Source organism: Rhodopseudomonas sp. G2_2311, assembly GCF_047501505.1.
In the GTDB taxonomy this organism is placed as follows: domain Bacteria; phylum Pseudomonadota; class Alphaproteobacteria; order Rhizobiales; family Xanthobacteraceae; genus Rhodopseudomonas; species Rhodopseudomonas palustris_H.
This window is the reverse complement of record NZ_JAZDRK010000003.1, coordinates 471,545-496,586: the sequence shown is the minus strand read 5'-3', so window position 1 is coordinate 496,586 and position 25,042 is coordinate 471,545. Positions and strand designations below refer to the sequence as shown.

At 65.9% G+C, this 25,042-nt stretch carries 18 protein-coding genes and 1 pseudogene; 6 read left to right on the top strand and 13 right to left on the bottom strand.

The window, feature by feature from the left end:
- Window positions 1–89: 89 nt before the first annotated feature.
- The 7 genes and pseudogenes from VRZ08_RS07700 to VRZ08_RS07670 form a co-directional block, all read right to left on the bottom strand.
- Window positions 90–501, bottom strand: a pseudogene (locus VRZ08_RS07700) (VOC family protein).
- A 7-nt stretch (window positions 502–508) separates the two neighbouring features.
- Window positions 509–877 (bottom strand): SUF system Fe-S cluster assembly protein, encoded by a 369-nt coding sequence (locus VRZ08_RS07695; RefSeq protein WP_013502742.1) that lies wholly within the window; start codon window positions 875–877, stop codon window positions 509–511.
- Window positions 874–2,121: a cysteine desulfurase gene (locus tag VRZ08_RS07690; protein WP_414532173.1), complete on the bottom strand. Its 1,248-nt coding sequence runs from the start codon at window positions 2,119–2,121 to the stop codon at window positions 874–876. The genes VRZ08_RS07695 and VRZ08_RS07690 overlap by 4 nt, the downstream gene beginning before the upstream one ends.
- Window positions 2,118–3,431 carry a Fe-S cluster assembly protein SufD gene (sufD, locus tag VRZ08_RS07685; protein WP_414532172.1) on the bottom strand — a complete coding sequence of 438 codons (1,314 nt, stop codon included), beginning with the start codon at window positions 3,429–3,431 and terminating at the stop codon, window positions 2,118–2,120. The genes VRZ08_RS07690 and sufD overlap by 4 nt, the downstream gene beginning before the upstream one ends.
- A gap of 23 nt (window positions 3,432–3,454) precedes the next feature.
- Window positions 3,455–4,213 (bottom strand): Fe-S cluster assembly ATPase SufC, encoded by a 759-nt coding sequence (gene sufC, locus VRZ08_RS07680; RefSeq protein WP_414532171.1) that lies wholly within the window; start codon window positions 4,211–4,213, stop codon window positions 3,455–3,457.
- A gap of 133 nt (window positions 4,214–4,346) precedes the next feature.
- Window positions 4,347–5,843 (bottom strand): Fe-S cluster assembly protein SufB, encoded by a 1,497-nt coding sequence (gene sufB, locus VRZ08_RS07675; RefSeq protein WP_414532170.1) that lies wholly within the window; start codon window positions 5,841–5,843, stop codon window positions 4,347–4,349.
- An 82-nt stretch (window positions 5,844–5,925) separates the two neighbouring features.
- Window positions 5,926–7,098 carry a cysteine desulfurase family protein gene (locus VRZ08_RS07670; protein WP_414532169.1) on the bottom strand — a complete coding sequence of 391 codons (1,173 nt, stop codon included), beginning with the start codon at window positions 7,096–7,098 and terminating at the stop codon, window positions 5,926–5,928.
- A 236-nt stretch (window positions 7,099–7,334) separates the two neighbouring features.
- On the opposite strand from VRZ08_RS07670, the gene VRZ08_RS07665 reads away from it, so the two are divergent.
- A complete protein-coding gene (locus VRZ08_RS07665) occupies window positions 7,335–7,982 on the top strand; it encodes an alpha/beta hydrolase (RefSeq protein ID WP_011158012.1) in 648 nt (215 codons plus the stop codon).
- A gap of 9 nt (window positions 7,983–7,991) precedes the next feature.
- Here the strand turns inward: VRZ08_RS07665 and VRZ08_RS07660 are convergent, their stop codons facing one another.
- On the bottom strand, window positions 7,992–9,095 hold the full coding sequence (locus VRZ08_RS07660; protein ID WP_414532168.1) for an anhydro-N-acetylmuramic acid kinase: 1,104 nt from the start codon (window positions 9,093–9,095) through the stop codon (window positions 7,992–7,994).
- Between the two features lie 157 nt (window positions 9,096–9,252).
- Here VRZ08_RS07660 and tyrS point away from each other — a divergent pair, with 157 nt between their 5' ends.
- The 3 genes from tyrS to VRZ08_RS07645 all read left to right on the top strand — a co-directional run bounded on the left by tyrS (window position 9,253) and on the right by VRZ08_RS07645 (window position 12,594).
- On the top strand, window positions 9,253–10,509 hold the full coding sequence (gene tyrS / locus VRZ08_RS07655; RefSeq protein ID WP_414532167.1) for a tyrosine--tRNA ligase: 1,257 nt from the start codon (window positions 9,253–9,255) through the stop codon (window positions 10,507–10,509).
- A gap of 84 nt (window positions 10,510–10,593) precedes the next feature.
- Window positions 10,594–11,811, top strand: a complete 1,218-nt coding sequence (locus VRZ08_RS07650) for an MFS transporter (protein ID WP_414532166.1) — start codon at window positions 10,594–10,596, stop codon at window positions 11,809–11,811.
- Between the two features lie 222 nt (window positions 11,812–12,033).
- Entirely contained in the window at window positions 12,034–12,594 is a 561-nt protein-coding gene (locus tag VRZ08_RS07645) for a cytochrome b (RefSeq protein ID WP_107346581.1), read from the top strand.
- A 138-nt stretch (window positions 12,595–12,732) separates the two neighbouring features.
- Here VRZ08_RS07645 and VRZ08_RS07640 read toward each other — a convergent pair whose 3' ends face one another.
- The gene (locus VRZ08_RS07640) at window positions 12,733–16,461 is read right to left on the bottom strand and encodes a DUF3971 domain-containing protein (RefSeq protein WP_414532165.1); all 3,729 of its coding nucleotides are present in this window, start codon (window positions 16,459–16,461) and stop codon (window positions 12,733–12,735) included.
- Between the two features lie 194 nt (window positions 16,462–16,655).
- Here VRZ08_RS07640 and VRZ08_RS07635 point away from each other — a divergent pair, with 194 nt between their 5' ends.
- Window positions 16,656–17,348, top strand: coding sequence for a peroxiredoxin (locus VRZ08_RS07635; RefSeq protein WP_414532164.1), 693 nt, complete (start codon window positions 16,656–16,658; stop codon window positions 17,346–17,348).
- 93 nt (window positions 17,349–17,441) lie between these two features.
- The gene (locus VRZ08_RS07630) at window positions 17,442–18,806 is read left to right on the top strand and encodes a M23 family metallopeptidase (RefSeq protein WP_414532163.1); all 1,365 of its coding nucleotides are present in this window, start codon (window positions 17,442–17,444) and stop codon (window positions 18,804–18,806) included.
- A 56-nt stretch (window positions 18,807–18,862) separates the two neighbouring features.
- On the opposite strand, the gene VRZ08_RS07625 is transcribed toward VRZ08_RS07630, so the two are convergent.
- From VRZ08_RS07625 to VRZ08_RS07610, 4 genes are all read right to left on the bottom strand, one after another.
- A complete protein-coding gene (locus VRZ08_RS07625) occupies window positions 18,863–19,756 on the bottom strand; it encodes an NAD(P)-dependent oxidoreductase (RefSeq protein ID WP_414532162.1) in 894 nt (297 codons plus the stop codon).
- Between the two features lie 2 nt (window positions 19,757–19,758).
- Window positions 19,759–20,890, bottom strand: a protein-coding gene (gene prfB, locus VRZ08_RS07620) for a peptide chain release factor 2 (RefSeq protein WP_107344388.1) whose coding sequence is annotated in 2 segments (ribosomal slippage) — window positions 19,759–20,820 and window positions 20,822–20,890 — 1,131 coding nt in all. Because the reading frame shifts where the segments join, the coding sequence is not laid out codon by codon here.
- A 118-nt stretch (window positions 20,891–21,008) separates the two neighbouring features.
- Window positions 21,009–23,507: a penicillin-binding protein 1A gene (locus VRZ08_RS07615; protein WP_107344387.1), complete on the bottom strand. Its 2,499-nt coding sequence runs from the start codon at window positions 23,505–23,507 to the stop codon at window positions 21,009–21,011.
- A 220-nt stretch (window positions 23,508–23,727) separates the two neighbouring features.
- Window positions 23,728–25,038 (bottom strand): N-acetylmuramoyl-L-alanine amidase, encoded by a 1,311-nt coding sequence (locus tag VRZ08_RS07610; protein ID WP_414532161.1) that lies wholly within the window; start codon window positions 25,036–25,038, stop codon window positions 23,728–23,730.
- Window positions 25,039–25,042: the final 4 nt, after the last annotated feature.

Sequence of the window (25,042 nt, the reverse complement as noted above, 5' to 3'; positions counted from 1 at the left end):
TCACCGCTGCACCGGCGACCAGCCGGACCTTCAGATAGTTACGCAACCGCCACTTCGAAAGGTGTTACCAGTTCCTCGCCGTTTGCTACCTAATGGATCGGCCAGACACCCGGCGTCACAAGTTCCAACAGATGGCGATCGGGATCACGGAAGTAGATACTTGCCGCGCGGCCACTGCGTGCGGCCTTCGATCTCCACGCCATGCTCCGTCAGGCGAGCTTCCCATTCAGCGAGCCGGTCGCGATCGACCGACAGTCCGATGTGGACAGGTCCGCTGCCATCATGCGGCGGGATCGTGCCGCCCGGCAGATGGACCGTCTCCAGCGTGCTGCCCCGCTTGAACAGCAGCAGCACGTTGCGGCCGCCCACGTCGAAAGCACAAAACCGCTGATCGCTCGTCATCGGACTCAGCAGCAGGACGTCCTGGTAGAAGCTTCGGGCGCGATCGAGGTCGTCGACATACAGCGCCGTCTCGATCACTCCGTTCAGACGCAGACCCAATCCGTCCTCACCACATATTCAGCACGAGCCGGGCTTCGTCGCTCATCCGCTCCGGAGTCCACGGCGGCTCCCAGACAATGTTAACGTTGACCACGCCGACGCCGGGCACGCTGGCCACCGCGTTCTCGACCATGGTCGGCAGCTCGGCCGCAGCCGGACAGTTCGGCGTCGTCAGCGTCATGTCGAGGTCGACGGTGCGGTCGTCCTTGATCTCGACTTTGTAGATCAGCCCGAGCTCATAAATGTCGGCGGGAATTTCCGGGTCGAACACCGTCTTCAGCGCGGCCACGATCTCGGTGCCGAGCCGCTCGGTCTCCTCCGGCGGCAGCGCCGAGACGGTCTGCATGTTGGCTTTGGCTTCGATCGTATCGGTCATGCGAACAGATCCCGCGCCTTGATCAGCGCACTGACGAGTTGGTCCACTTCCTCACGGGTATTATACATGCCGAACGACGCACGGCACGTCGCAGTGACTTGGAACCGCTCCAGCAGCGGCATCACGCAATGGGTGCCGGCGCGGACCGCGATCCCCTGCCGGTCGATCACCGTGGCGACGTCGTGCGGGTGTGCGCCCTTCATTTCGAAGGAAATTACCGGGCCTTTGCCCTGGGCGTTGCCGATGATCCGCAGCGCGTTGATCTCGCGGAGCCGCTCCTCGGCATAGGTCAAAAGATCGTGTTCGTGGGCGGCGATCCGCTCCTTGCCGATCGAATTGACGTAGTCGATCGCGGCGCCGAGGCCGACGGCCTCGACGATCGCCGGCGTGCCGGCCTCGAATCGATGCGGCGGATCGCCGTAGGTCACCCAATCCTGCGCGACCTCGCGGATCATCTCGCCGCCGCCGTTATAGGGTCGCATCTTGGCGAGCACGTCGTACTTGCCGTACAGCGCGCCGATCCCGGTCGGGCCATAGATCTTGTGGCCGGTCATCACATAGAAGTCGCAGTCGATGTCCTGGACATCGATGGCAAGATGAACCGCCGCCTGGCTGCCGTCGACCAGCACCGGAATGCCGCGGGCATGGGCGATCTTCACCACGTCCTTGACCGGAACGACGGTGCCGAGCGCGTTCGACATCTGGGTGATCGCGACCAGCTTGGTCTTGGTGGTCAGCAGCTTCTCGAACTCGTCGAGCAAGAAGTTGCCTTCATCGTCGACCGGCGCCCACTTGATCACCGCGCCCTGGCGCTCGCGCAGGAAGTGCCACGGCACGATGTTGGAGTGGTGCTCCATGATCGAGAGCACAATCTCGTCGCCCTCGCCGATATTGGTCGCGCCCCACGACGACGCCACCAGGTTGATCGCCTCGGTGGCGTTGCGGGTGAAGATGATCTCTTCGGGCCGCTTGGCGTTGAGCAGATGCTGCACGCGGGTGCGACCGCCCTCGTAAGCCTCGGTCGCGGCGTTGGCGAGATAATGCAGGCCGCGATGCACGTTGGCGTATTCGCTCTCATACGCCTGCGTCATCCGTGTCAGCACCTGCCGCGGCTTCTGCGCCGAGGCGGCGTTGTCGAGATACACCAGCTTCTTGCCGTAAACCTGCAGTGCCAGTGCCGGAAAGTCCTCGCGGACAAGGTCGACGTCGTAGCTGCCGTTGCTGACCGCCGGATGCGTACTCATCGCCTCGCCTCCAGCCAGCGCACCGCAGCCGCGGTCACCAGCTCACGCAAATTATCGTCCGCAATCGCTTCGATCGCCTCGCCGACGAACGCCTGGATCAGCATCGCCTCGGCTTCCTTCTGCGGCAGGCCGCGGGCGCGCAAATAGAACAGCAAGGAATCGTCGAGCGCGCCGACCGCGGCGCCATGGCCGCAGGTGACGTCGTCGGCGAAGATTTCGAGCTCCGGCTTATTGTCGACCTCGGCCTCGTCGGACAGCAACAGCGCCCGCGTCATCATCTTGGCGTCGGTCTGCTGCGCCGGCTGACGGACGTTGATCCGGCCCTGGAAGACCGAGTGGCCGCGGTCATCCACCACCGCGCGGAAACCTTCGCGGCTGGCGCAATGCGGCACATCGTGGTTCATCACCAGCGTGGTGTCGGCGTGCTGCTTGCCGTTGAGGAGATTGACGCCGTTGGTCTGCACTTCGGAGTGCGAGCCAGCCACCGTCACCACCGCCTGATAACGGCTGACGAGCCCGCCGGTGGTGATGCCGAACGCGTTGAAATGCGCATGCGCGCCGACCGAGACCGCCGCCGAGGTGATGTTGAACGCGTCGCGGGAGTCTTCGACGATCCGCACGTAGTCGAGCCGAGCGTGATCACCGATCGCGATCACCGCGGAGTCGTGAACCTGATAGGCACCGACGCCCTCGCCCGCCACGTAGCTTTCGACCACGGTCGCCACCGCGGCGTTGCCGAGCGCGATCCGCGACCGGGTGAACATCGCTGCCGGCGCACCGCCGGAAGCGATGTGCAGGATGTGCAGCGGCCGGGCCAGCGTGGTGCCGTCTGCGACCTCGATAACGATGCCGTCGGTCATCAGCGCGGTGTTGAGCGCCACCATCGGATCGGCAGTGTCGAGCGACAGCACGCGGTCGTCGCCGCTTTGCAGCGCCTCGCGCAAGCTGCGGACCAACAGGCCGGCTTCCAGCTCCGCAAGGTCCGACAGACCGGGCACCAGCGCGCCGTCGACCAGCACCAGGCGGCGGACGCCGTCGATCGCATGCAGCTTGGCGGCAGCCTCGGCGCGCGCCAGCGCGGTCGCCTCTGGGGCAGCAGCAAGCGGCAGAACCTCGCGCATCAGCGCGCGCAGGTCGGTGTACTTCCAGTCTTCGATCCGGCGGTGCGGCAAGCCGATCCGCTGGAATGTGTCGAGCGCCTGACGGCGGGTGTCGGCGACCTTGCCCGCACCCGGCACGCGGGCGCTGACTGCAGCGAAATTGTCGCTGGCGGTGTCGGGCTTGTCGGGTTTCGCCACTGCGATGTTCATGACCGTGTCCCGATCGGCGGCGCTCAGGCCGCGGCTTCCTGATATTGCGCGTAGCCGTTGGCTTCGAGCTCGAGCGCGAGCTCCTTGCCGCCGCTACGGACGACCTTGCCCTTGGACATCACGTGGACGACGTCCGGCACGATGTAGTCGAGCAGCCGCTGATAGTGGGTGATGACGATCATCGAGCGGTTCGGCGTACGCAGCGCGTTGACGCCTTCGGAGGCGATCCGCAGCGCGTCGATGTCGAGGCCGGAATCCATCTCGTCGAGGATGCACAGGCTGGGCTGGAACAGCGCCATCTGCAGCACCTCGTTGCGCTTCTTCTCGCCGCCCGAGAACCCGACATTGACGCCGCGCTTCAGCATCTCCTGCGGGATGCCGAGCGAGCCGGAGACTTCGCGGACCCGCTTGAGGAAATCCGGCGTCGACAATTCGTCCTCGCCGCGCGCCTTGCGCTGCGCATTCAGCGCGGTGCGCAGGAAGTTCATGGTGGCGACGCCGGGGATTTCGACCGGATACTGGAACGCGAGGAACACGCCCTTGGCGGCGCGCTCGTTCGGCTCCTTCGCGAGCAGGTCTTCGCCCTTGAACAGGACCTCGCCGCCGGTCACTTCATAACCCGGCTTGCCGGCGATGACATGGCTGAGCGTCGACTTGCCGGAGCCGTTCGGCCCCATGATCGCGTGCACTTCGCCTTCGTTCACCGTGAGCGTCAGCCCGTGCAGGATCTCGCGATCCGCGACGCTGACCTTGAGGTCCTTCACTTCGAGCAATGCGGGCATAACGACCTTCCTGTTTGGCTCTCATCCTGAGGATCGAGCGCAGCGCGCGTCTCGAAGGATGAGTTGATATGACGTTCTCGTTGCGGATCCTGCGAGGCGGCCGCGGCGCGGCCACCTCGTGAAGCTACCGGCGTTAGCCGACCGAACCTTCGAGGCTGATCGAGATCAGCTTCTGCGCTTCCACCGCGAATTCCATCGGCAGTTGCTGCAGCACGTCCTTGACAAAGCCGTTGACCACGAGGCCGACCGCCTCCTCCTGCGACAGGCCGCGCTGGATGCAATAGAACAGTACGTCCTCGGAGATCTTCGACGTGGTCGCTTCGTGCTCGAACAGCGCCGAGGCGTTCTTGGCTTCGATGTAGGGCACGGTGTGCGCGCCACACTGGTCGCCGATCAGCAGCGAGTCGCAGGCGGTGAAGTTGCGCGCGCCGGTGGCCTTGCGATGCGCGGTGACGAGGCCGCGATAGGTGTTCTGCGACTTGCCGGCGGCGATGCCCTTGGAGATGATCCGGCTCGTGGTGTTCTTGCCGAGATGGATCATCTTGGTGCCGCTATCGACCTGCTGATAGCCGTTCGAGATCGCGATCGAGTAGAACTCGCCGCGCGAATTGTCGCCGCGCAGGATGCAGCTCGGATACTTCCAGGTGATCGCCGACCCGGTCTCGACCTGGGTCCAGGAGATCTTGGAATTGGCGCCGCGGCAGTCGCCACGCTTGGTGACGAAGTTGTAGATGCCGCCCTTGCCTTCCGAGTTGCCCGGGTACCAGTTCTGCACCGTCGAGTATTTGATCTCGGCGTCGTCCATCGCCACCAATTCGACCACGGCGGCGTGAAGCTGGTTCTCGTCGCGCTGCGGAGCGGTGCAGCCTTCGAGATAGGAGACGTAGGAGCCCTTGTCGGCGATGATCAGCGTGCGCTCGAACTGGCCGGTGTTGCGCTCGTTGATGCGGAAATAGGTCGACAGCTCCATCGGGCAGCGCACGCCCGGCGGCACGTAGACGAACGAGCCGTCGGAGAACACCGCCGAGTTCAGCGTCGCATAGAAGTTGTCGGAGGTCGGCACCACGCTGCCGAGATACTTCTGCACCAGCTCGGGGTGATGCTTGATCGCCTCCGAGATCGGCATGAAGATCACGCCGGCCTTCTTCAACTCGGCCTGGAAGGTGGTCGCCACCGACACCGAGTCGAACACCGCGTCGACCGCGATCTTGCGGGCCGGCGAGTCCGGCGCACCCGGTTGCGGCTCAACGCCTTCCAGCAGCGCGACTTCGCGCAGCGGAATGCCGAGCTTCTCGTAGGTCTTGAGAATCTCCGGATCGATCTCGTCGAGCGAGCCAACGGTCTTCTTCGGCTTCGGCGCGGCGTAGTAGTAGAGGTCCTGGAAGTCGATCTTCGGATACGACACCCGCGCCCAGCTCGGCTCGGTCATCGTCAGCCAGCGGCGATAGGCATCGAGCCGCCACTGCAACATCCAGTCGGGCTCGCTCTTCTTCGCCGAAATGAAGCGGACGATATCTTCGGAAAGCCCCTTCGGAGCCTTCTCGGATTCGATCAGGGTCTCGAATCCATATCGATATTGATCGACGTCGATCTGGCGGACCCGATCGACGGTCTCTTGTACGGCAGCCATTCAAACCTCCGCTCGCGGTTTCAAGGACCGCGGTGGATCTGCTGAGACATGCTTACACGATCCGGCGCGGGATGAAACCCTCTTAGAACCGTTCAAGCACTGTTTCATGATCCCTTTTAGTTAGGTTGCCGGCGAGCTTTCTCCAAGCCTGCAGGCATCGATCGATGTCGGATTCGCTACTCGACCAGCCGAGGCTGATCCGTATCGCCGACCGTGCAAGTTCCGGACCGAACCCCATCGCTTCAAGCACGTGCGACGGCTGCACCTTGCCCGACGAACACGCTGAGCCCGACGACACCGCGATTCCGGCCAGATCGAAGCCGATCACCGCGGTTTCGGCCCGTAATCCTGGGATTGCGAACAGCGTGGTGTTGGGCAGCCGCGGCACGCCGGCCGACATGATCACCCCGTAGTCCCCGGCGATATGTCGCAAGCCCGCCTCGAGCCGTGTCCGCAATCCTTCGATCCGGCCCATGTCGTCCGCCATCGCCGGGATCGCCGCCGCGGCCGCCGCACCGAACCCGGCGATGCCGATCAGGTTCTCGGTGCCGGCGCGCCGCCCCAGCTCCTGGCCTCCGCCGCGCAGCAGCGGCTCCGGCCCGGTCAGCCTCGGGCTCAGCACCAGCGCGCCGACGCCTTTCGGTCCTCCGATCTTGTGTGCAGACAGCGACATAAGATTGGCGCCGAGTTCCTTGATTCCGAATGGAATCTTGCCCAGCGCCTGGATCGCATCGACGTGCAGCACACCGCCCGCTTCATGCACCATCTCAGCAACTTCACGGATCGGCTGAACCGCGCCGGTCTCGTTGTTGGCGAGCATCACCGACACCAGCGCCGGACCGCCATCGGCCAGCAACGCGCGCAAATGGTCGAGGTCGATCACGCCGTCCGCCGTGACCCGGATCTGGGTCACCCGCTCTGCCGGGAACCGGCCGCCGCTCAGAACCGAGGCATGTTCCACGGCCGAAAGCAGCAATCTTTCAGTGGGTTCCACCCCGATCCGGAGTCCCGGTGTAAGCGCCAGCGCATTGGCTTCGGTGCCGCCGGAGGTGAACACCACGTCGCGAGGCGCCGCACCGACCGCCTCTGCCACCTGCGCCCGGGCGTTTTCGAGCAGCCCGCGCGCGGCCCGGCCTTCGGCATGGACCGACGACGGATTGCCGACAACCTCGAGCGCCGCCGTCATCGCCGCCTTGGCCTCCGGCCGCAACGGCGTGGTCGCATTCCAGTCCAGATACACTCGATTGGCCGTCACCGCGCTTCATTCCTTGTCTCGGGACTGCTGCTGGTCCGTCCCCTGGCACCGCCGCAGGCGGCCACCCTGCTCAATATGCTTGCATTTGGCCCTGCGCTCCATGCTAGAACGCAGCTCCCCGTTTCCGCCGGCCACCTGCCCCATCCGCATTGCGGCAGCCGGCGGCCGTTGCTGGCAGGACCCGCGCGCGCCCGGCGCGCCAGGCCGAATCCCACGATGTCGCGCAAGGATCGCTTATGCCCGAAGTTATTTTCACCGGTCCGGCGGGCCGACTTGAAGGCCGCTACCACCCGGCGAAGCAGAAGAACGCGCCGATCGCGATGGTGCTGCACCCGCATCCGCAGTTCCGTGGCAACATGAACCACCCGATCGTCTATCAGGTGTATTACGCCTTCGTGGCCCGCGGCTTCTCGGTGCTGCGGTTCAATTTCCGCGGCGTCGGCCGCAGCCAGGGTTCGTTCGACCACGGCACCGGCGAGCTGGCCGATGCCGCCTCCGCGCTCGATTGGGCCCAGACCATCAATCCCGAAGCCCGCGCCTGCTGGGTCGCCGGCTTTTCGTTCGGCGCCTGGATCGGCATGCAGCTGCTGATGCGCCGCCCCGAGGTCGAAGGCTTCATCTCGATCGCGCCGGAACCGAACCGCTACGATTTCTCGTTCCTGGCGCCCTGCCCGTCGTCCGGCCTGATCGTCCATGGCGAGAAGGACATCGTCGCCCCGGCCAAGGACGTCAACACCCTGGTCGAGAAGCTCAAGACCCAGAAGGGCATCGTGATCGACCAGCAGACCATCCCGGGCGCCAACCACTTTTTCGAAGACCGGATGGAGCCGCTGATGGAGACGATCACGTCCTACCTGGACATGCGGCTCGCTAACGTTCGCTGACGCGCGCGGCTACGGCCGCGCCAACAGCCCGCCGGTCATCGGAAAGGCGACGCCGGTGGTGGCCGGATAGCTCAGCGGCAGGCCCTTCAGCCCGCGCGTGGCGAGGAAGCCGAACGCCTGCGCCTCCATCGCGTCGGCCGACCAGCCGAGCGCATCGGCGCTCTCGACGCTGGCCGGGGCCAGCGCCTCGCGCAGCATCCGCATCAGCGTTAGGTTACGCGCACCGCCGCCGGTCACGATCCAGCTCTGCGGCGGCTTCGGCAGCAGTGGCAGCACCGCCGCAATCGCGCGCGCGGTGAACGCCGTCAGCGTCGCGGCTCCGTCGGCCGGCGACCAGTCGCGCTGGGCCAGCCCGGCGAAGTCGTTGCGATCGAGCGATTTCGGCGCCGGCTTGGCGAAGAACGGATGCTGCAGCGCTTCCGCGAGCCACGCCTGATCGATCGCGCCCTGCGCCGCCAGCCGGCCTTCGCAATCGAACGGCTTGCCGAGCTTGCGGAACATGAAGTCATCGAGCAGCGCATTGCCGGGGCCGGTGTCACAGGCAATCAGCGTGTCGGTGCCGTCGATATAGGTGACGTTGGACACGCCGCCGACATTGATCACGCCGATCGGGCCGTCACGGCCGAGCGATTGCGCCAGCGCGCGGTGATACACCGGCACCAGCGGTGCGCCCTGCCCGCCGGCCGCGACATCCGCGGCGCGGAAGTCGCACACCACCGGGATGCGGATCGCCTTGGCCAGCGCCTTGGCATCGCCGATCTGCACCGTGAGCTTTTCGGCCGGCCGGTGCAGCACGGTCTGACCGTGGAAGCCGACGATATCGACGCTCTCGGGTGACAGCCGGTTCTGCGCCACGAAGGCGGCAACGGCCTCGGCATGGGCGATCGTCACGGCGCGTTCGGCCTCGGCGAGCACGCCCGGCCGGGCATCCCGCGCGGTCAGTTGCACCGCTTCAGCAAGCGCCTGGCGCAGCAGGCTGCGTTCGGTCTCGGTGTAGGGCCGGTAGCCCGACGGTCCGAGCGCAGCGACGCGCCGTCCGTCGGTCTTGATCAGAGCGACATCGACGCCGTCGAGCGACGTCCCGCTCATCAGTCCGATCGCCGTCATCATCATGGCACGCGCCTTCTCTGGCCGCTGCGGAATGTCCAACTTGTGTCAAACACCTAGTTCTTATAATGCCACAGGGTAACGCGCCCGAAAGACATTCCTGGGCGTCTTCGCGCGCGATCTGCGCGATGCGTGAAATAACCGTGATCAGAGACCGATACAGATGACCGCTTTTAAGTCTGATTTTATGAATGTTCTCCAAAGCCGGGGATTCATTCATCAGATTTCCGACCCCGACTCGCTGGACGCGCTCGCGGCGAAGGGCGAAGTGGTCGCGTATGTCGGTTACGACTGCACCGCGGCGTCGCTGCATGTCGGCCATCTGCTCTCGATCATGATGCTGCATTGGCTGCAGGCGACCGGCAACAAGCCGATCGCACTGATGGGCGGCGGTACCACGCGCGTCGGCGATCCGTCCGGCCGCGACGAGACCCGCAAGATCCTCACCTACGAGCAGATCGACGCCAACAAGGAGTCGATCAAGGGCACGTTCTCGAAGTTCATCACCTTCGGCGACGGGCATAGCGACGCGGTGATGGCCGACAACGCCGAGTGGCTGACCAAGCTGAACTACATCGAGATGCTGCGCGACGTCGGCCGCCACTTCTCGATCAACCGCATGCTGACGATGGACTCGGTGAAGCTGCGGCTCGACCGCGAGCAGGAACTGTCGTTCATCGAATTCAACTACATGATCCTGCAGTCCTACGACTTCGTCGAGCTGGCGCGCCGCTACAAGTGCAATCTGCAGATGGGCGGCTCGGATCAGTGGGGCAACATCGTCAACGGTGTCGACCTCGGCCGCCGCATGGGCACGCATCAGCTTCACGCGTTGACCTGCCCGCTGCTCACCACCGCCTCGGGCGCCAAGATGGGCAAGACCGCCGCCGGAGCCGTCTGGCTCAACGGCGACATGCTGGCGCCGTATGACTACTGGCAGTACTGGCGCAACACCGAGGACGCCGACGTCCGCCGCTTCCTGAAGCTGTTCACGCTGCTGCCGATGGACGAGATCGAGCGGCTGTCGAAGCTGCAGGGTGCCGAAATCAACGACGCCAAGAAGATCCTGGCCACCGAGGCGACCGCGCTGATGCACGGCCGCGACGCCGCCGACAAGGCGGAAGCCACCGCGCGCACCACCTTCGAACAGGGCGGCACCGCGCAGGATCTGCCGAGCGTCGAGATCAGCCGCGGCGAGCTCGATGCGGGGATCGGCGTGCTGGTGGCGTTTGCCGAGAAGACCGGCCTGGTCGCCTCCAACGGAGAAGCCCGCCGCCAGATCAAGGCCGGCGGCCTCAAGGTCAACGACGCGCCGGTGACCGACGAGAAGATGACCCTGACAGCCACCGACCTGTCGTCGGACGGCGTGATCAAGCTGTCGATGGGCAAGAAGAAGCACGTGCTGCTTCGGCTTGCATAGCCCCATTCGCTAGCTGGCTCTGCTCCTTTCCGGCAAAACCGCGTTCGATACCAAAAAAGTGGTTTCGTTCGGGAAGGATCGTCCTTGGATCACCGTGCCTCGCGCACCGGCCTGTTCATTCTCGGCCTGTGCTTCGTGCTGTCGCTGCTCGGCCGCGGGCTCGGCGAGAGCTTCACCGTGTTCCTGCTGCCGATCTCGGCCTCGTTCGGCTGGGACCGCGCTGAGGTGGTGTCGATCTATTCGCTGACGGCGCTGTGCACCGGCCTCGCCTCACCTCTGGTCGGCCGGCTGTTCGATCGCTCCGGCCCGCGCGCGGTCTACACTCTCGGCATGGCTCTCCTCGGCGGCGCGCTGCTGATCGCCGCCTACGCCGAGCGGCTCTGGCAGCTGCAGATCACCGTCGGGCTGTGCGTTGGCCTCGGCATCGCCTTCACCGGCAACGTTCCGAATTCGATCCTGCTCGGCCGCTGGTTCGGCGCGCGGCTGCCGACCGCAATGGCGGTGGTGTATTCGGCGATCGGCGCCGGCGTGCTGGTGATGCTGCCGATCGCACAGGTGCTGATCGAGCGGGTCGGCTGGCGTGAGGCGTATCTGATCCTCGGCGGCGCGATGCTGATCCTGCTGCTGCCGCTGTCGCTGCTGCCGTGGCGGCGGTTCGCTGCCGGGGCGGACGCCCACGCGCAGCGGCCCGCCCACGATGCCGATGATGACGGCTGGACGCTGGGAAGCGCGATGCGCCACCACGCGTTCTGGGCGCTGTTCGCGACTTTCTTCTTTACCGCGATCGGGATGTATTCGATCTCGGCGCAGGTGGTCGCCTATCTGGTCGACGCCGGCTTCACCCCGCTGCAGGCGGCGACCGCCTGGGGCTTCTCCGGCGTCGTGCTGGTGGTCGGCATGCTCGGCGTGAGCTGGCTCGACGGCGTGATCGGACGGCGGCCGTCGATCCTGTTTTCCTACGCGATCTCGATCACCGGCCTCGGGCTGCTCTGGCTGCTGCAGTGGTATCCGAACCTGTTGCTGCTCGGCGGCTTCGTGATCTGCTTCGGCTCGATGATCGGCTCGCGCGGCCCGCTGATCACCGCCACCGCGATGAGCATCTTCCGCGGCAAGCGCGTCGGCACGATCTACGGCACGATCTCGATCGGCAGCGGCCTCGGCTCGGCGTTCGGCTCGTGGTGCGGCGGCCTGCTGCATGACCTCACCCAGAGCTACAATCCGGTGCTCGGCTTCGCGCTGGTGAGCGTGGTGCTCGGCATGATCCCATTCCTGGTAGTCCCGGCGCTGCGGGAGCGACAATAAGCGCGCGCTGTTGCGTTTCAGTCGCAGCTATCAGTCATGACTTCGCAATCCGTGCGTGGCATAGACCGGGCCATTAGCGGCCCCTCGCCTCTGCGATCAGCAAAATGTGTTCGGCCAAATTGCGCTCGATCACACGCTGCCGCCGCCCTGCTGGGCATCATTGTCCGATGGGCTGCTCGCGCGGCGGGCTTTGACATGCCGCGATTTCGCTTCGGAGACATCATGACCACCACGACTCTTGATACCGCCGACAAACGGCCCGCCCAATATGGCGCGCTCGCTGTCCTCATTCACTGGCTGATCTTCTTTGCCGTAATCGCGCTGTTCGCCTCGATGCAATACGCACACGGGCTGGAGAAGACCGACCCGCTGCGCGGCACGCTGTACAGCTGGCACAAGGCGATCGGCACCCTCGTGCTGGGCCTCGGCGTGGTTCGCATCCTGTGGATCAAGATCCACGGCGCGCCCGACCTGGTGCCCTCGCCGCGCATCACCGAGGTGATCGCCCGGATCAGCCACGGCCTGCTCTACCTGCTGCTGCTCGCGGTCCCGATCACCGGCCTCGGCATGACGCTGTTCTCCGGCCGCGGCGTCGACCTGCTCGGCATCCCGCCGCTCGCCAAGAACGACGCGATCGCCGGCGCGCTGCATGCCGCGCACGAACCGCTGTTCCTTTTGACCGCGATCGTCGTGCTGATCCACGTGATCGGCGCGCTGTGGCACCAGTACTTCCGCCACGACGCAACGCTCGGCCGCATGGTGCCGTGGCTGCGCGGCAAGTAACGGCAAACCTCGTCATTGGCGACGCGACGAAGCAATCCAGCTCCGTGCACCGAGCTGGATTGCTTCGCGGAATTGTCGTCGGGCGGGCCAGAGGCGAGCCCCGTTGACTCTCAATGACGGAGATAGGTCGTTATCTGATTAGTTTGGCGGCGCCGGGAAATCGGCGCCGTTATTTTGTCGGCCGGTGTTGAATTCGAAGATCTTGCGCAGCACACCCGGTGCCATCGCCGAGATCGGGTTGACCCGCAGCACCGGTTTGCCCGGCGTGCCGACCACCTCATAGGTGACGCCGATCAGCCCTTCGTTGCTGCCGCCGCCCAGGAACAGGCCGACGATCGGGATCTGCCCGAACATGTTGTTCAGCCCGTACATCGGCACGAAGGTGCCGCTCATCCGCACCTGGTTGGCGCTGTAATCAATCGAGCCTTCGATGGTGGCGCCGATCGTCGGCCCCTTCACCACGCCGTCGCGAATAGTCAGCGTGCCGTTCTGCCGGCTGAACTCCGCGCGCAGGCGCGAGAACGCCAGCCCCTGCGGCGGTCCGCCCGGCGCGCCGGCGGCGACGCGGTCGAGCGCAGCTTCGCCCTTGACGGTGAAGTCGCGGACGTTGATCAGGCCTTCCTTCTCGCGCGGCTCGCCGCCCGGCGGCTCGACCGCCAGCGAGAGCTGGCCGCCATACATCTTCGAGTAGCTGTCGGTGAAGCGGAAGAACGCGCCGGCGTCATTGGTCTCGAGATAGATCACTTCGCGGCCCTGATTGCGGCCACGCAGATCGGCGGTGATCGGGGTGTCGCGGCCGAGCTTGCCGTTCATCGAGAAGCTGCGGATCGCGCCGTTGCGGCGCGTGGTTTTGACGTCGAGGCTGCGCAGCGCCTCGCCGGAGAAGCCGGCGACCGCGCCGAACTTCAGGTCGAGATCGAAATCGATGCTCTTGCCCTTGGCATCGCTGGAGCCGCCCGACAGCGCGGAGCGAATGAAGCCGCGGCCGTCGAACACGTCACCGCGCATCACCGCCTTGAGGACGCCGTCGGGACCGCGGTCGGCCTTCAGCATCGCCTTGTCGCCTTCGGACGGCGAGTACACCGGGAAGTTGATGTTGATCAGGTCGCCTTCTGGGTCGACTTCGAGCGAGCCCTTGATCAGCGTGCCGCCGCCTTCGATGGTGACATCATCGAGCCGGGTCGATTGCGGCTTGCGCGTGACGTTGAAGGTCGCCTTGCCGGGTTTGCCGGGCTGCTTGCTCCATCCCGGCAGCAGATTGTCGACCTTCACCGGGGTTAGATCGGCTTCGATGCCGAACTTGGAATCCTGTTCGTTGTCACCCATCTTGCCGGTCAACTTGACGCCAAGCGGACCGCTGAGACCGCTGCCGAGATCGACACCGAGCCGGGCGCGGCTGGCATCGTCGAGCGTCGCCTGCAGCTTGACGTCGGCGTCGCCATCGACCGGCTTGCGATAGTCCAGCGACGCCGCCTGACCATTGATCTTGACGTCGCCCTTGACCTGGTAGCCCTGGTTGTTGGCGATCACCTTCAGCGCATTCGCCTCGAGCTTCTGGCCCATCGCCACCTTGTCGGCGGAGAAGCCGTTGAGGTCGGCGGTGATCGAGTAGCTGGTGTCCTGCTTGGTCAGCTCGCGCTGGATCGGCATGCCGAGCGCGACCTGCGCCGAGACGTTGCCCTTGCTGGTGTTGGGATCGATCGGCAGCGCCGCAGCGTCACTGAGCCGGCCGGAGGCCAGCACTTCGGCGACCGCGGGCACCGGGCCCTCGAGCTTGAACTTGATCCGCGCCGGCGCCGGCTTCGGCGCCAGATCCGGCACCTCGAACAGAATGTCCGACAGCGCCACCTTGCGGCCGCCGTCGGTGTCGGCATTGGCCTGATTGATCGCGACCGTTGCGGTGCGGCCTGTGACCCGCACCCGCATGTCGGCATCCTTCACGACCGGCATGCCGTCGACCGGATGGATCGCCGCGCCATTGCCGAGAATGTTGACCAGCAGCCCTTCGTCCGGGATCGGCGGACCGCGGCGGGACAGGTTCTTCATCGGCGAATTGATCGCGATGTCGATGGTCTGGATCGAGCCGGCGAGGATCCTGTCGTTCACCCACTCGCGCAGTTCCGGCACGATCAGCACCGGCCACATCCGCTTCAGCGCCGACACCGACATCGGGGTGCCGGCAAGGCCGAGCGTCAGCCGCGGCTCGCCCGAGTAATCGATGCTGCCGGAGCCGGCGACGCCGATCTCGCCATTGCTGACGTCGGCCTGGGTCAGCAGCACGCGGCGATTGGCACTATCGAAACGGACCCGGACCGCAATCCGATTGAAGATCAGCGGGCTTTCGTTCTGCGCCCCCGGCAGAACGATGGTGCCGCCGGACAGGCCGAGCCGCCAGTCGTTGACGCTGCCGTTCGGCGGCTCAAGGGATGCCAGCAGCGTCACCCGGTTTGGGCCGGCCAGCACCTTAAACGGCGCGATCAGCACACGGCGATTGGCGTCCCATTCGAACGAGGTTTCGATCTGGTCGATCGCCATTGGATAGTCGGGCGTGTCGGAATCGATCACGGTGCCGGCGCCGGCGGTCAGCTTGCCGCGGAAATAGGTCGGCACACCGTCGCGGCCGACCTCGCCCTTCAAATCGCCAGTGAGCGGGAAGTCGGCACTATAGGTCAGGTTCTTCAGCCGCAGCGCCAGCAGCAAGGTCCGGGTCGGCACCTGGTTGGCGTGGAGTTCGACTGAGCGGACTCCGTCATGCGCCGGGCCGACCTGGACGCGGAGCGACCACGCCTTGAGCCCGCCCTCCTCGCCGACGCTGAGCGCGACGCCGCCGGTGCTCGGGCGGCGCAGGCTCAGCGAAATGTTCTCGAAGGTCCAACGGTTGCCGCGCTGTTGGTCGTCGACGACGAGGTTGCCGTTCTTCAGGCCGATCTCATTGAGATTCTGACCGTCGAGTCCGCTCAGGCTCAGGCTGTCGAGCCATTCGAGCCCGGCCAGCACGCCCTTCATGGTGTCCGACGTGTCGGTTGCCGTCGCCGGCGGCGGCGTGGTGGTCGAGGCCGCCGGCGGCGTGGCACCGGGCGCCGTCGCCCCTGCATCCGGAGTGGTCGGCTGGGTCGGGAGCCTGAATTCAGCCGGACGGCCGCTCGGCGCGACGCCGGTGGCCAGCGGCCGATCCGTCGAGCCGGCCGAAACCGTCACCTGCCCGTCTGGATCAATCCGGATCGCCAGTTCGGCGCCGACCAGCCGCAGGCTCTCGGCGCGCAGCTTGCCTGTCATCAGCGCCCAGCCGGATAGCCGCACCTCGGCTTTGGGTGCCGAGGCGACGACGACGTGATCGCGGTCGCGCACCACGATGTCGCGAATCCGCACCGCGATCCGAATCCGGCCGGCCCGCTCGATCTGAGTGCCGCCGATCTCGACTGTGTTGCCCTGACCGATGTTCTCTTCGATCGCGTCTGCCAGCCACGGCGTCACCATGTCGAGATTGATCGGGCCGACGCCGAGCCGCAGCCACAGGCCGGCGAAGCTCGCGATCAGCACGGAGCCGACCACCGCGATCGTCAGCAGCGTCCGCTTCAGCCACGGCGTGCCGGACGCGCGGCGGCTCGGCCAGTCGTCGATACGATTCAGACCGAGGTTGCGGCGCTTCAGCAATTTGCGGGCGCGGTGCCGCGCATCTTCCTCGTGCTCATGATCCCAATGGCCGTCGTGCCAATGGGGATCGTTGGAGTCTTGGCCAGCGTGCGGGTCGGACTGGTCCGGCGTCGGATGTTTGGCCATTGCCTCTCGTTGCACGCGCGCGTCGGGAGCCGGTTCTTCGCGGGAGGGGTGTGCGCCGTCGCGCAGGATGCGCTCCTGTGGCGGCATTGCTGCCAATCCTCGCTTGAAACCTCAACTCGCCACCGGCCCAACGGGCCCATTGAACAAACGGGGATGGTCGGTACGCCGAATCCCTGCAACCATACCCCGAGGTCGACGGATTTGCCCAGCAGGGGCAAACTCGCATCGTTTCCAGGCGATAATCGATGTTTGACCCTTCGAAAGCGACGAAAGGAAGGCGCATGCCCAAGCCGACGCCCAAGAAACCATCCAAGACGGCCACCAAGCCTGCCACCAAGAAAACCTCCAAGGTGACGACGAAGGCGGCAGCCAAACCGTCCGCCGCGAAGACCACGGCCGTGGCGAAGAAGGCGGCCGCCAAGTTGCCCGCTGCCAAGACCCCTGCTGCCAAGACGGCGGCGCCGAAGGCTGTAGCGAAGTCCGCGGCCAAATCCGCCGCGACCAAGCCAGCCGGCCTCGCCGAGGGCAGCGTCGCGCCGGACTTCAGCCTGCCGCGCGATGGCGGCGGCGAGATCTCCCGCGCCGACTTCGCCGGCCAGAAGCTGGTGCTGTTCTTCTATCCGAAAGCCAACACCCCCGGCTGCACCCGCGAGGCGATCGACTTCACCCGCCTCGCCGCCGATTTCAAAGCCTGCGGCACGGCCGTGCTGGGGGTCTCGGCCGACTCGGTGAAAGCGCAGGACTCGTTCCGCGACAAACTTCAGCTGGCGACGCCGCTGCTGTCCGATCCCACCCACGCGACGCTCGAAGCGTATGGCGCCTGGGGCGAGAAATCGTTGTACGGCCGGAAGTTCGAAGGGATTATTCGCAGCACGGTTCTGATCGATACTGAGGGCCGCGTCGCGCGGGTGTGGCGCAACGTGAAGGTCGACGGCCACGCCGATCAGGTGCTCGCTGCAGCGCAATCTCTATAGTTTTCATTTTCTGAAAATTAACCATGCAGGGGTCAAATCGCACCGCGCCTTGAGCGGAACCGTTACGAGTTTCCGTTCGGCGCGGGAGTTCCGATGTCGTACCGTTCCGGCCACCCATCCGCAGCGATTCACCCCCACGCCCACCAACAAGCCCCTCGCACGGCGGCACCGCGCCAGGCGCGTCCGCCTCAGCGGCCGGCGCCGGCTGGTAACAGCTACACGATTGCGCATGCCGGCCGTCAGGTGCGGATCGGGCCGGTGTTGTTCTGGATCGCTGTCGGCAGCGTCGTGCTGCTTGGCTGCTGGAGCGCGGCGACCGCGACCTACTTCACCTTCCGCGACGACGTGCTGACGCGGCTGATCGCCCGTCAGGCCGAGATGCAATATGCCTATGAGGATCGCATCGCCGAGCTGCGCGCCAAGGTCGATCGCACCACCAGCCGGCAGCTGCTCGACCAGGAGCAATTCGATCAGAAGCTCGAACAGATCATGCGTCGGCAGTCGCTGCTGGAGTCGCGGGCCGGCGCGCTCAGCGCCCTGCCCGACGTCGGCGTCACCGGCAGCATCAAGCCGACCCGCACGCCGTCGTTCGACGCCGAGACGAGCAGCCGGCCGAAGCCGTCGCCGATCAACGACACGGTGATCTTCGTCGCGCCGCCCGACCGCGAGGCGCGGCTGGAGTCGCGCACCTCGCCGTCCGCGCTCGAACAGGCGCCGACGCAGTACGCCAAGAGCCAGGGGGTCGAGAGCGTTTTGATGCGGCTGCAGACCTCGCTCGATCAGGTCGAGCGGCGACAGGTCGCCTCGCTCGGTGCGGTCGAAGAGAGCTTCGAGTCGCGTGCGCGCAGGATGCGCGGCGTGCTGACTGATCTCGGCCTCGACGCCCGCGGCATCGAAGCTTCCGCACCGCGCGCTGCCGTCGGCGGTCCGTTCGTGCCGGTGAAGCAGCCGGGCGCCAACGCCAGCGCGTTCGACCGTCAGCTGTATCGGATCTACATCAGCCGCTCGCAGTTCGAACGCCTCAACCGCGCTCTCGCCCTGGTGCCGTATCGCAAGCCGGTGCTCGGCGAAGTCGAATTCTCCTCGGGCTTCGGCGTCCGCTCCGATCCGTTCCTCGGCCGTCCGGCGATGCACACCGGGCTCGACTTCCGCGCCTCCAGCGGCGATCCGGTCCGCGCCACCGCGGTCGGCAAGGTGGTGAATGCCGGATGGCAGGGCGGCTACGGCCAGATGGTCGAGATCGATCACGGCAACGGCCTGTCGACCCGCTACGGCCACCTGTCGAAGATCATCGCCAAGGTCGGCCAGAGCGTTCAGATTGGCCAGGTGATCGGCGAAGTCGGCTCCACCGGCCGCTCCACCGGCCCGCATCTGCACTACGAAACTCGCATCGATGGCGAAGCCGTCGACCCGCAGAAATTTCTGCGCGCCGGCGTGCGGCTGGCGGGCGCGGGTTAGTATCTCTCGCTCCACCCGTCGCGAAGGGTTCACGGATCAAGCCGCCGTGTGGCAGACTAATCGCGCGGATGCGGCTTCGAAATCACTTCGACGATGCGTCCTTCGTCGTCGTCCGGCGCTACATCGGTCGCGCGCGCATAACTTGCCACTGCGGCACGCGACAGCGGCAGCTCCAATCGCAGCGCCTCTGCGAGCCGCACTGCATACGCCGCATCCTTGTGCCGCAGCGCGGCCGTGAAGGTGGCGTTGCTGAAGTCGCGGGCGATCATGCGGGGCGCGTGACGCAGCACCTGCGGACTTGCCACCACGCTGCCGAGAAGGGCCTCGCGCACCAGCGCCATGTCGAGACCGGCCTGTTCGGCGATGGCGATGCCCTCGGCGATCCCGGCGATCTGGATCGCGCCCATCAGATTGTTGATCAGCTTGTAGACCGTGCCGGCGCCGACCGCGCCGAAATGGCGGATCGTCTGGCTCAGCGGCGCGAGAAACGGCCGGGCTTGATCGAGGTCGGCCGGCTCAGCACCGATCAGCAATGTCAATTCGCCGCGCGCAGCGGCATCGGGAAGCCCGGTCACCGGACAATCGATATAGACCAGCCCTCGCGCGCGGAGCGCAGCGGCCATGTCGAGGGCGTGCTGGTGCGACACCGTCGAACATTCGATCGCCAGCGCACCGGCCGGGGCGGTCGTTGCCGCGCCCTCGGGGCCAAGCCACACCGTCTGCGAGGCGGCATCGTCGGCGACCATTGTCAGGATGGCGCGCGCATCCCGCGCAGCTTCGGCGGGGCTATCGGCCCATCGCGCGCCGCGGCGGATCAGGTCGTCCGCCTTGGCCTTTCTGCGATTCCACACCGCGACGTCGAAGCCGGCGTCGAGCAACCGGCTAGCCATGCCGTGGCCCATCTTGCCGAGGCCGATGAAGCCAACTCTCGCGCGGGCGCCCTCGCCCACGCTTAGTCGACGTCCTCAATCGCGCCCGGCCCGCCGCCGAAGGCGCGCTGCGCCAGGGTGGCGGCCATGAACTCGTCGAGGTCGCCGTCGAGCACGCCAGCGGTGTCGGAGGTCTGCACGCCGGTGCGCAGATCCTTCACCATCTGATACGGTTGCAGCACGTAAGAGCGGATCTGGTGACCCCAGCCGATATCGGTCTTGGCGGCCTGATCGGCGGCGGCCTGCTCTTCGCGCTTCTTCAGCTCGATCTCGTACAGCCGCGCGCGCAGCATGTCCCAAGCCTGGGCGCGGTTCTTATGTTGCGACCGGCCGGCCTGACAGACCACCGCGACGCCGGTCGGGATGTGCGTCAGGCGCACCGCGGATTCGGTCTTGTTGACATGCTGACCGCCAGCGCCGCCCGACCGCATCGTGTCGGTGCGGACGTCGCTTTCCTTGATGTCGATCTTGATGCTGTCGTCGATCACCGGGAAGATCTGCACGCTCGAGAACGAGGTGTGCCGGCGGGCGTTGGAGTCGAACGGCGAGATCCGCACCAGGCGATGCACGCCCGCTTCGGTCTTCAGCCAGCCATAGGCGTTGTGGCCGGAGATCTGAATCGTCGCCGACTTGATCCCCGCCTCTTCGCCCTCGGACTCTTCGAGATACTCGATCTTGAAGCCGTGCTTCTCGGCCCAGCGGACGTACATCCGCAGCAGCATCGAGGCCCAGTCCTGGCTCTCGGTGCCGCCGGCGCCGGCGTGGACTTCGAGATAGGTGTCGAAGCGGTCGGCTTCGCCGGACAGCAGCGCTTCCAGCTCACGCCGCGCCACTTCCTTCTTCAGCGCCTTGAGCGCGTCCTCGGCTTCCTTGACGATACCTTCGTCGCCCTCGGCCTCGCCGAGTTCGATCATCTCGATATTGTCGGTCAGCTCACGCTCGACCTTGCCGATGCCGGTGAGCGAATCCTCAAGCGAGGTGCGCTCCTGCATCAGCTTCTGGGCCTTCTGCGGATCGTTCCAGAGGTCGGGATCCTCGGCGAGCTTGTTCAGCTCCGCGAGGCGGACGGTCGACTGATCGACGTCAAAGATGCCTCCTCAGCAGCCCGACTGACTGCTTGATCTCTTCGACGAGGCGTTCGATTTCTGCGCGCATGGAAACTCTGATGGCGGAGATGCGGCCCTCGTGGCCGCATCGATGATGAAGGCGATTTAGCGGTCGCGGCGGCAAAGCGCAATCGCCGCGATCAACCGCGCGGCGATTGGCCGTGGGGCTAGTACAGCCCGCCGGTGCCCGGCCGCATGAAGCCGCGATCGTCCGGCGGCGCCATCTGCTGTTGCTGCTGCTGGCGCGCGTCGGCGTCGGCGACGCCGATCACCGCGTAATTGTCCGGCGGCGCGGTGCCCGGCTTGAACGCCTCGAGGATGGTGCGGCCGTCGCCCGGGCCGGCGCGCATGCCGCTCTTGGCGTCGACGCGGACCAGCTTGATGCCGGCCGGCACGCGGAACGGCACCGCCGGCTTCTCGGCGAGCGCGAGCTTGAAGAAGTCCTTGGCGATCGGCGCCGCGAGATGGCCGCCGGTCGCGCCGCGGCCGAGATTGCGCGGCTTGTCGTAGCCGATATAGACGCCGCAGACGAGGTCGGGCGAGAAGCCGATGAACCAGGCGTCCTTCTCGTCGTTAGTGGTGCCGGTCTTGCCGGCGATCGGTTTGCCGACCTCGCGCAGCACGGTCGCGGTACCGGCCTGAACCACGCCTTCCATCATCGAGGTGATCTGATAGGCGGTCATCGGATCGAGCACCTGCTCGCGGCGGTCGACGAGTTGCGGCTCCGGCTGGTTCTTCCAGCCGTTGGGCGCTTCGCAGCCGCGGCATTCACGCTGGTCGTGCTTGAAGATGGTGTGGCCGTAGCGGTCCTGGATGCGGTCGATCAGCGTTGCCTTCACCCGCCGTCCGCCATTGGCGAACATCGAATAGGCGGTGACCATCCGCATCACCGTGGTTTCACCGGCGCCGAGCGCATACGACAGATAGTTCGGCAGGTCGTCATAGACGCCGAACCGCTTGGCGTATTCGCCGATCAGCGGCATGCCGATGTCCTGCGCCAGCCGCACCGTCACGGTGTTCAGCGAGCGCTGCAGCGCGTTGCGCAGCGTGGTCGGGCCGTAATACTTGCCGGTCGAGTAGTTCTCAGGACGCCAAACGCCGACGCCCTGCCCCTGGTCGATTTCGATCGGAGCGTCGATCACCACCGTCGACGGGGTGTAGCCGTTGTCCATCGCAGCCGAATACACCAGCGGCTTGAACGACGAACCCGGCTGCCGATACGCCTGGGTAGCGCGGTTGAACTGGCTCTGGTCGAACGAGAAGCCGCCGACCATCGCCAGCACACGGCCGGTGGACGGATCCATCGCCACCATCGCGCCGGAGACTTCCGGCAGCTGCCTCAGCCGGTACTGGCCCTCGATCGCCTTGCCGTCCTTGTCGAGCAGCGGGTCGACATAGATCACTTCGCCCGGCGACAGCACTTCCGACACCGTGCGCGGAGTCTTGCCGCGCGACGGGCCGGCGGCCGGCTTGGCCCACTTGACGCCTTCGAGGGTGACGAGACCGGTCTCGCGCTGCTTGGAGATCGCACCGCCGAGTTCGCGGCCGGGCTGGAAGCCGATCCGCGCCGACTGGTCCGAGGTCTCCAGCACCACCGCCATCCGCCACGGCGTGATGTCGGCCAGCGCTTTCACGTCGGCAAGCTTAACGCCCCAGTCGCCGGCGGTCTCGAGCTTGGTGACCGGCCCGCGCCAACCGCGCGCTTCGTCGAACCGGACGAGGCCCGCGACCATTGTCTTGCGCGCTTCGATCTGCAGCTTCGGATCGAGCGTGGTGCGCACCGACAGGCCGCCCTCGTAAAGCTTCTTCTCGCCGTAGCGCTCGAAAATGTCGCGGCGGACTTCCTCGGCGAAGTATTCGCCCGCGAAGGTGTGCGCGGCGTTGCCACGGTTGGTGACGGTCAGCGGCGACTTGCGCGCCTTGTCGGCATCGGCCTGGCTGATCCAGCCGTTCTCGACCAGGCGGTCGATCACGTAATTGCGGCGCTCGACGGCGCGGTCGTGGTTGCGGATCGGGTGCAGCGCGGCGGGCGCCTTCGGCAACGCCGCCAGATACGACGCTTCCGCCACCGTCAGTTCGTTGACCGATTTGTCGAAGTAGACCAGCGACGCCGCGGCGATGCCGTAGGCGCCGAGGCCGAGATAGATTTCGTTGAGATACAGCTCGAGGATCTTGTCCTTGGAATAGGCGCGCTCGATCCGCATCGCCAGCAAGGCTTCCTTGATCTTACGGGTGAACGACACCTCGTTGGTCAGAAGGAAGTTCTTAGCGACCTGCTGGGTGATGGTGGAGGCGCCCTGCGGCCGGCGGTTGGTGCCGATATTCTGCGCGTAGAGCAGCGCGGCGCGCGCCATGCCCTGATAGTCGATGCCGCCGTGCTCGTAGAAATTCTTGTCTTCGGCGGCGAGGAACGCGTTGATGACCAGCTTCGGCACCGCCTGGATCGGCAGGTACAGCCGGCGCTCCTTGGCGTATTCGGCGAGCAGCGATCCGTCGGACGCGTGGATTCGCGTCATCACCGGAGGTTCGTAGTCCTGCAGCTGCGAGTAGTCCGGCAGGTCCTTGGAGAAGTGCCAGATCAGCCCGGCGACGGCTGCAACACCGACCAGGAACACGATCGTTCCGGCCGCGAACAGGAAGCCGAAGAAACGCAGCAGAAAGCGCATCAAAAAGTTCCGTTTCCATCCAGGGCCGCGCCTCGCGGCGGATGTCCCTTGACCGAGAATGCCACCGTTCGCAACCCGGGCGGTTTGCGCCACCGGGCGAGGCCCGAACTGCAATCGCCTCGCGAACCGGGCAGCCTGTCTTATCGAATTTCTTATAGAGCTTACGCTGTGGCCAAACTAGGGCCCGGCCAGGCCTGTCCCCGCACCGCTTGAGGCGGCCTCAGCCCGGCGGGCCGGCGGTCACCAGGCGCTTGCTCAGGAACGAATCGATCGCCTGGGCGACCGCGCCAACGGTCTTGCTGCGCCACTGTTCGGACAGCAGGTATTGCAGATCGGCCTTGTTGGAGACGTAGCCGAGCTCGATCAGCACCGAAGGTACATCGGGGGCTTTCAGCACCCGGAAGCCGGCCGACTTCATCGGCCGCTTATGCATCCGCGTGGTCGCCTTCATGTCCTTCATCAGCTGCTGGGCGAATCGGTTGGAAAACGCCTTGGTCTCGCGCTGAGCCAGGTCGATCAGGATATCGGCGACCTCGGTCGGCTCTTCGGTGAGATTGACGCCGCCGATCGCATCCGCCTTGTTTTCGGCGTCCGCCAGCCGCTGCGCTTCGGCGTCGGACGCCTTATCGGACAGCGTGTAAATGGTGGCGCCCTGGGCGTCGCCCTCCTTACGCGGCAGCGCGTCGGCGTGGATCGAGACGAACAGCGCAGCGGACTGCTCGCGGGCGATCTTCACCCGGTCGCCGAGCGGGATGAAGGTGTCGTCGGCACGGGTCAGCACCACGCGGAATTTCCCCTGCTGCGCCAGCCGGTCACGCAGCGCCACGGCGAAATCAAGCACGATGGTCTTCTCGGCGACGCCGTCGGCGGATTGGGTGCCATTGTCGATACCGCCGTGGCCGGGATCGATCACCACCACCGGGCGCGGATCGTCGGTCTCGACCTTCGGCAGCGGCACGCTCCGCGACACCGTCGCTGTGGTCTCGGTGCCGGCCACCGTCGGGCGCAATTCGGCGACATTCTCGGCGGTCTGCAGCGCCTGCATGAAGGCGGCGCGGTCGATCGACTCCAGATCGATCACCATCCGGCCGGGTTGACCGTTGGCGGGACCGAGAATCTCGGCCTTGGCGATCTTGGCCGGCCCCGTGAGATCGAGCACGATTCGCGAGCCGCCCGGCATGACGAGGCCATAGCGAAACGCCTTGATCAGACCGCGCCCGCTCTCGCCGGTGCCCTTCGGCAGCCGGAAATTGATCTGCGGCAGGTCGATGACCACGCGATACGGGTCGGCCAGCGCGAATGCGCGAAGCGGCACCTTTCCGTCCAGATCGACAATCAGGCGGGTCTGGTGGTCATCACCGGCGATGCGGGCGTCAGATGCGATCGGAAAAGAGGTCGGAACGGGAGCGGCGGCAGGCGCAGCGGTCTCGGCGGCAGCCGGCATCAGCATACAGGGCGTCAGCCACGACAATGCTGCAGCGCACGCACCGATTGCACAGTACAAAACAAAATGATTTGCGCGGCGTGCCAAACGA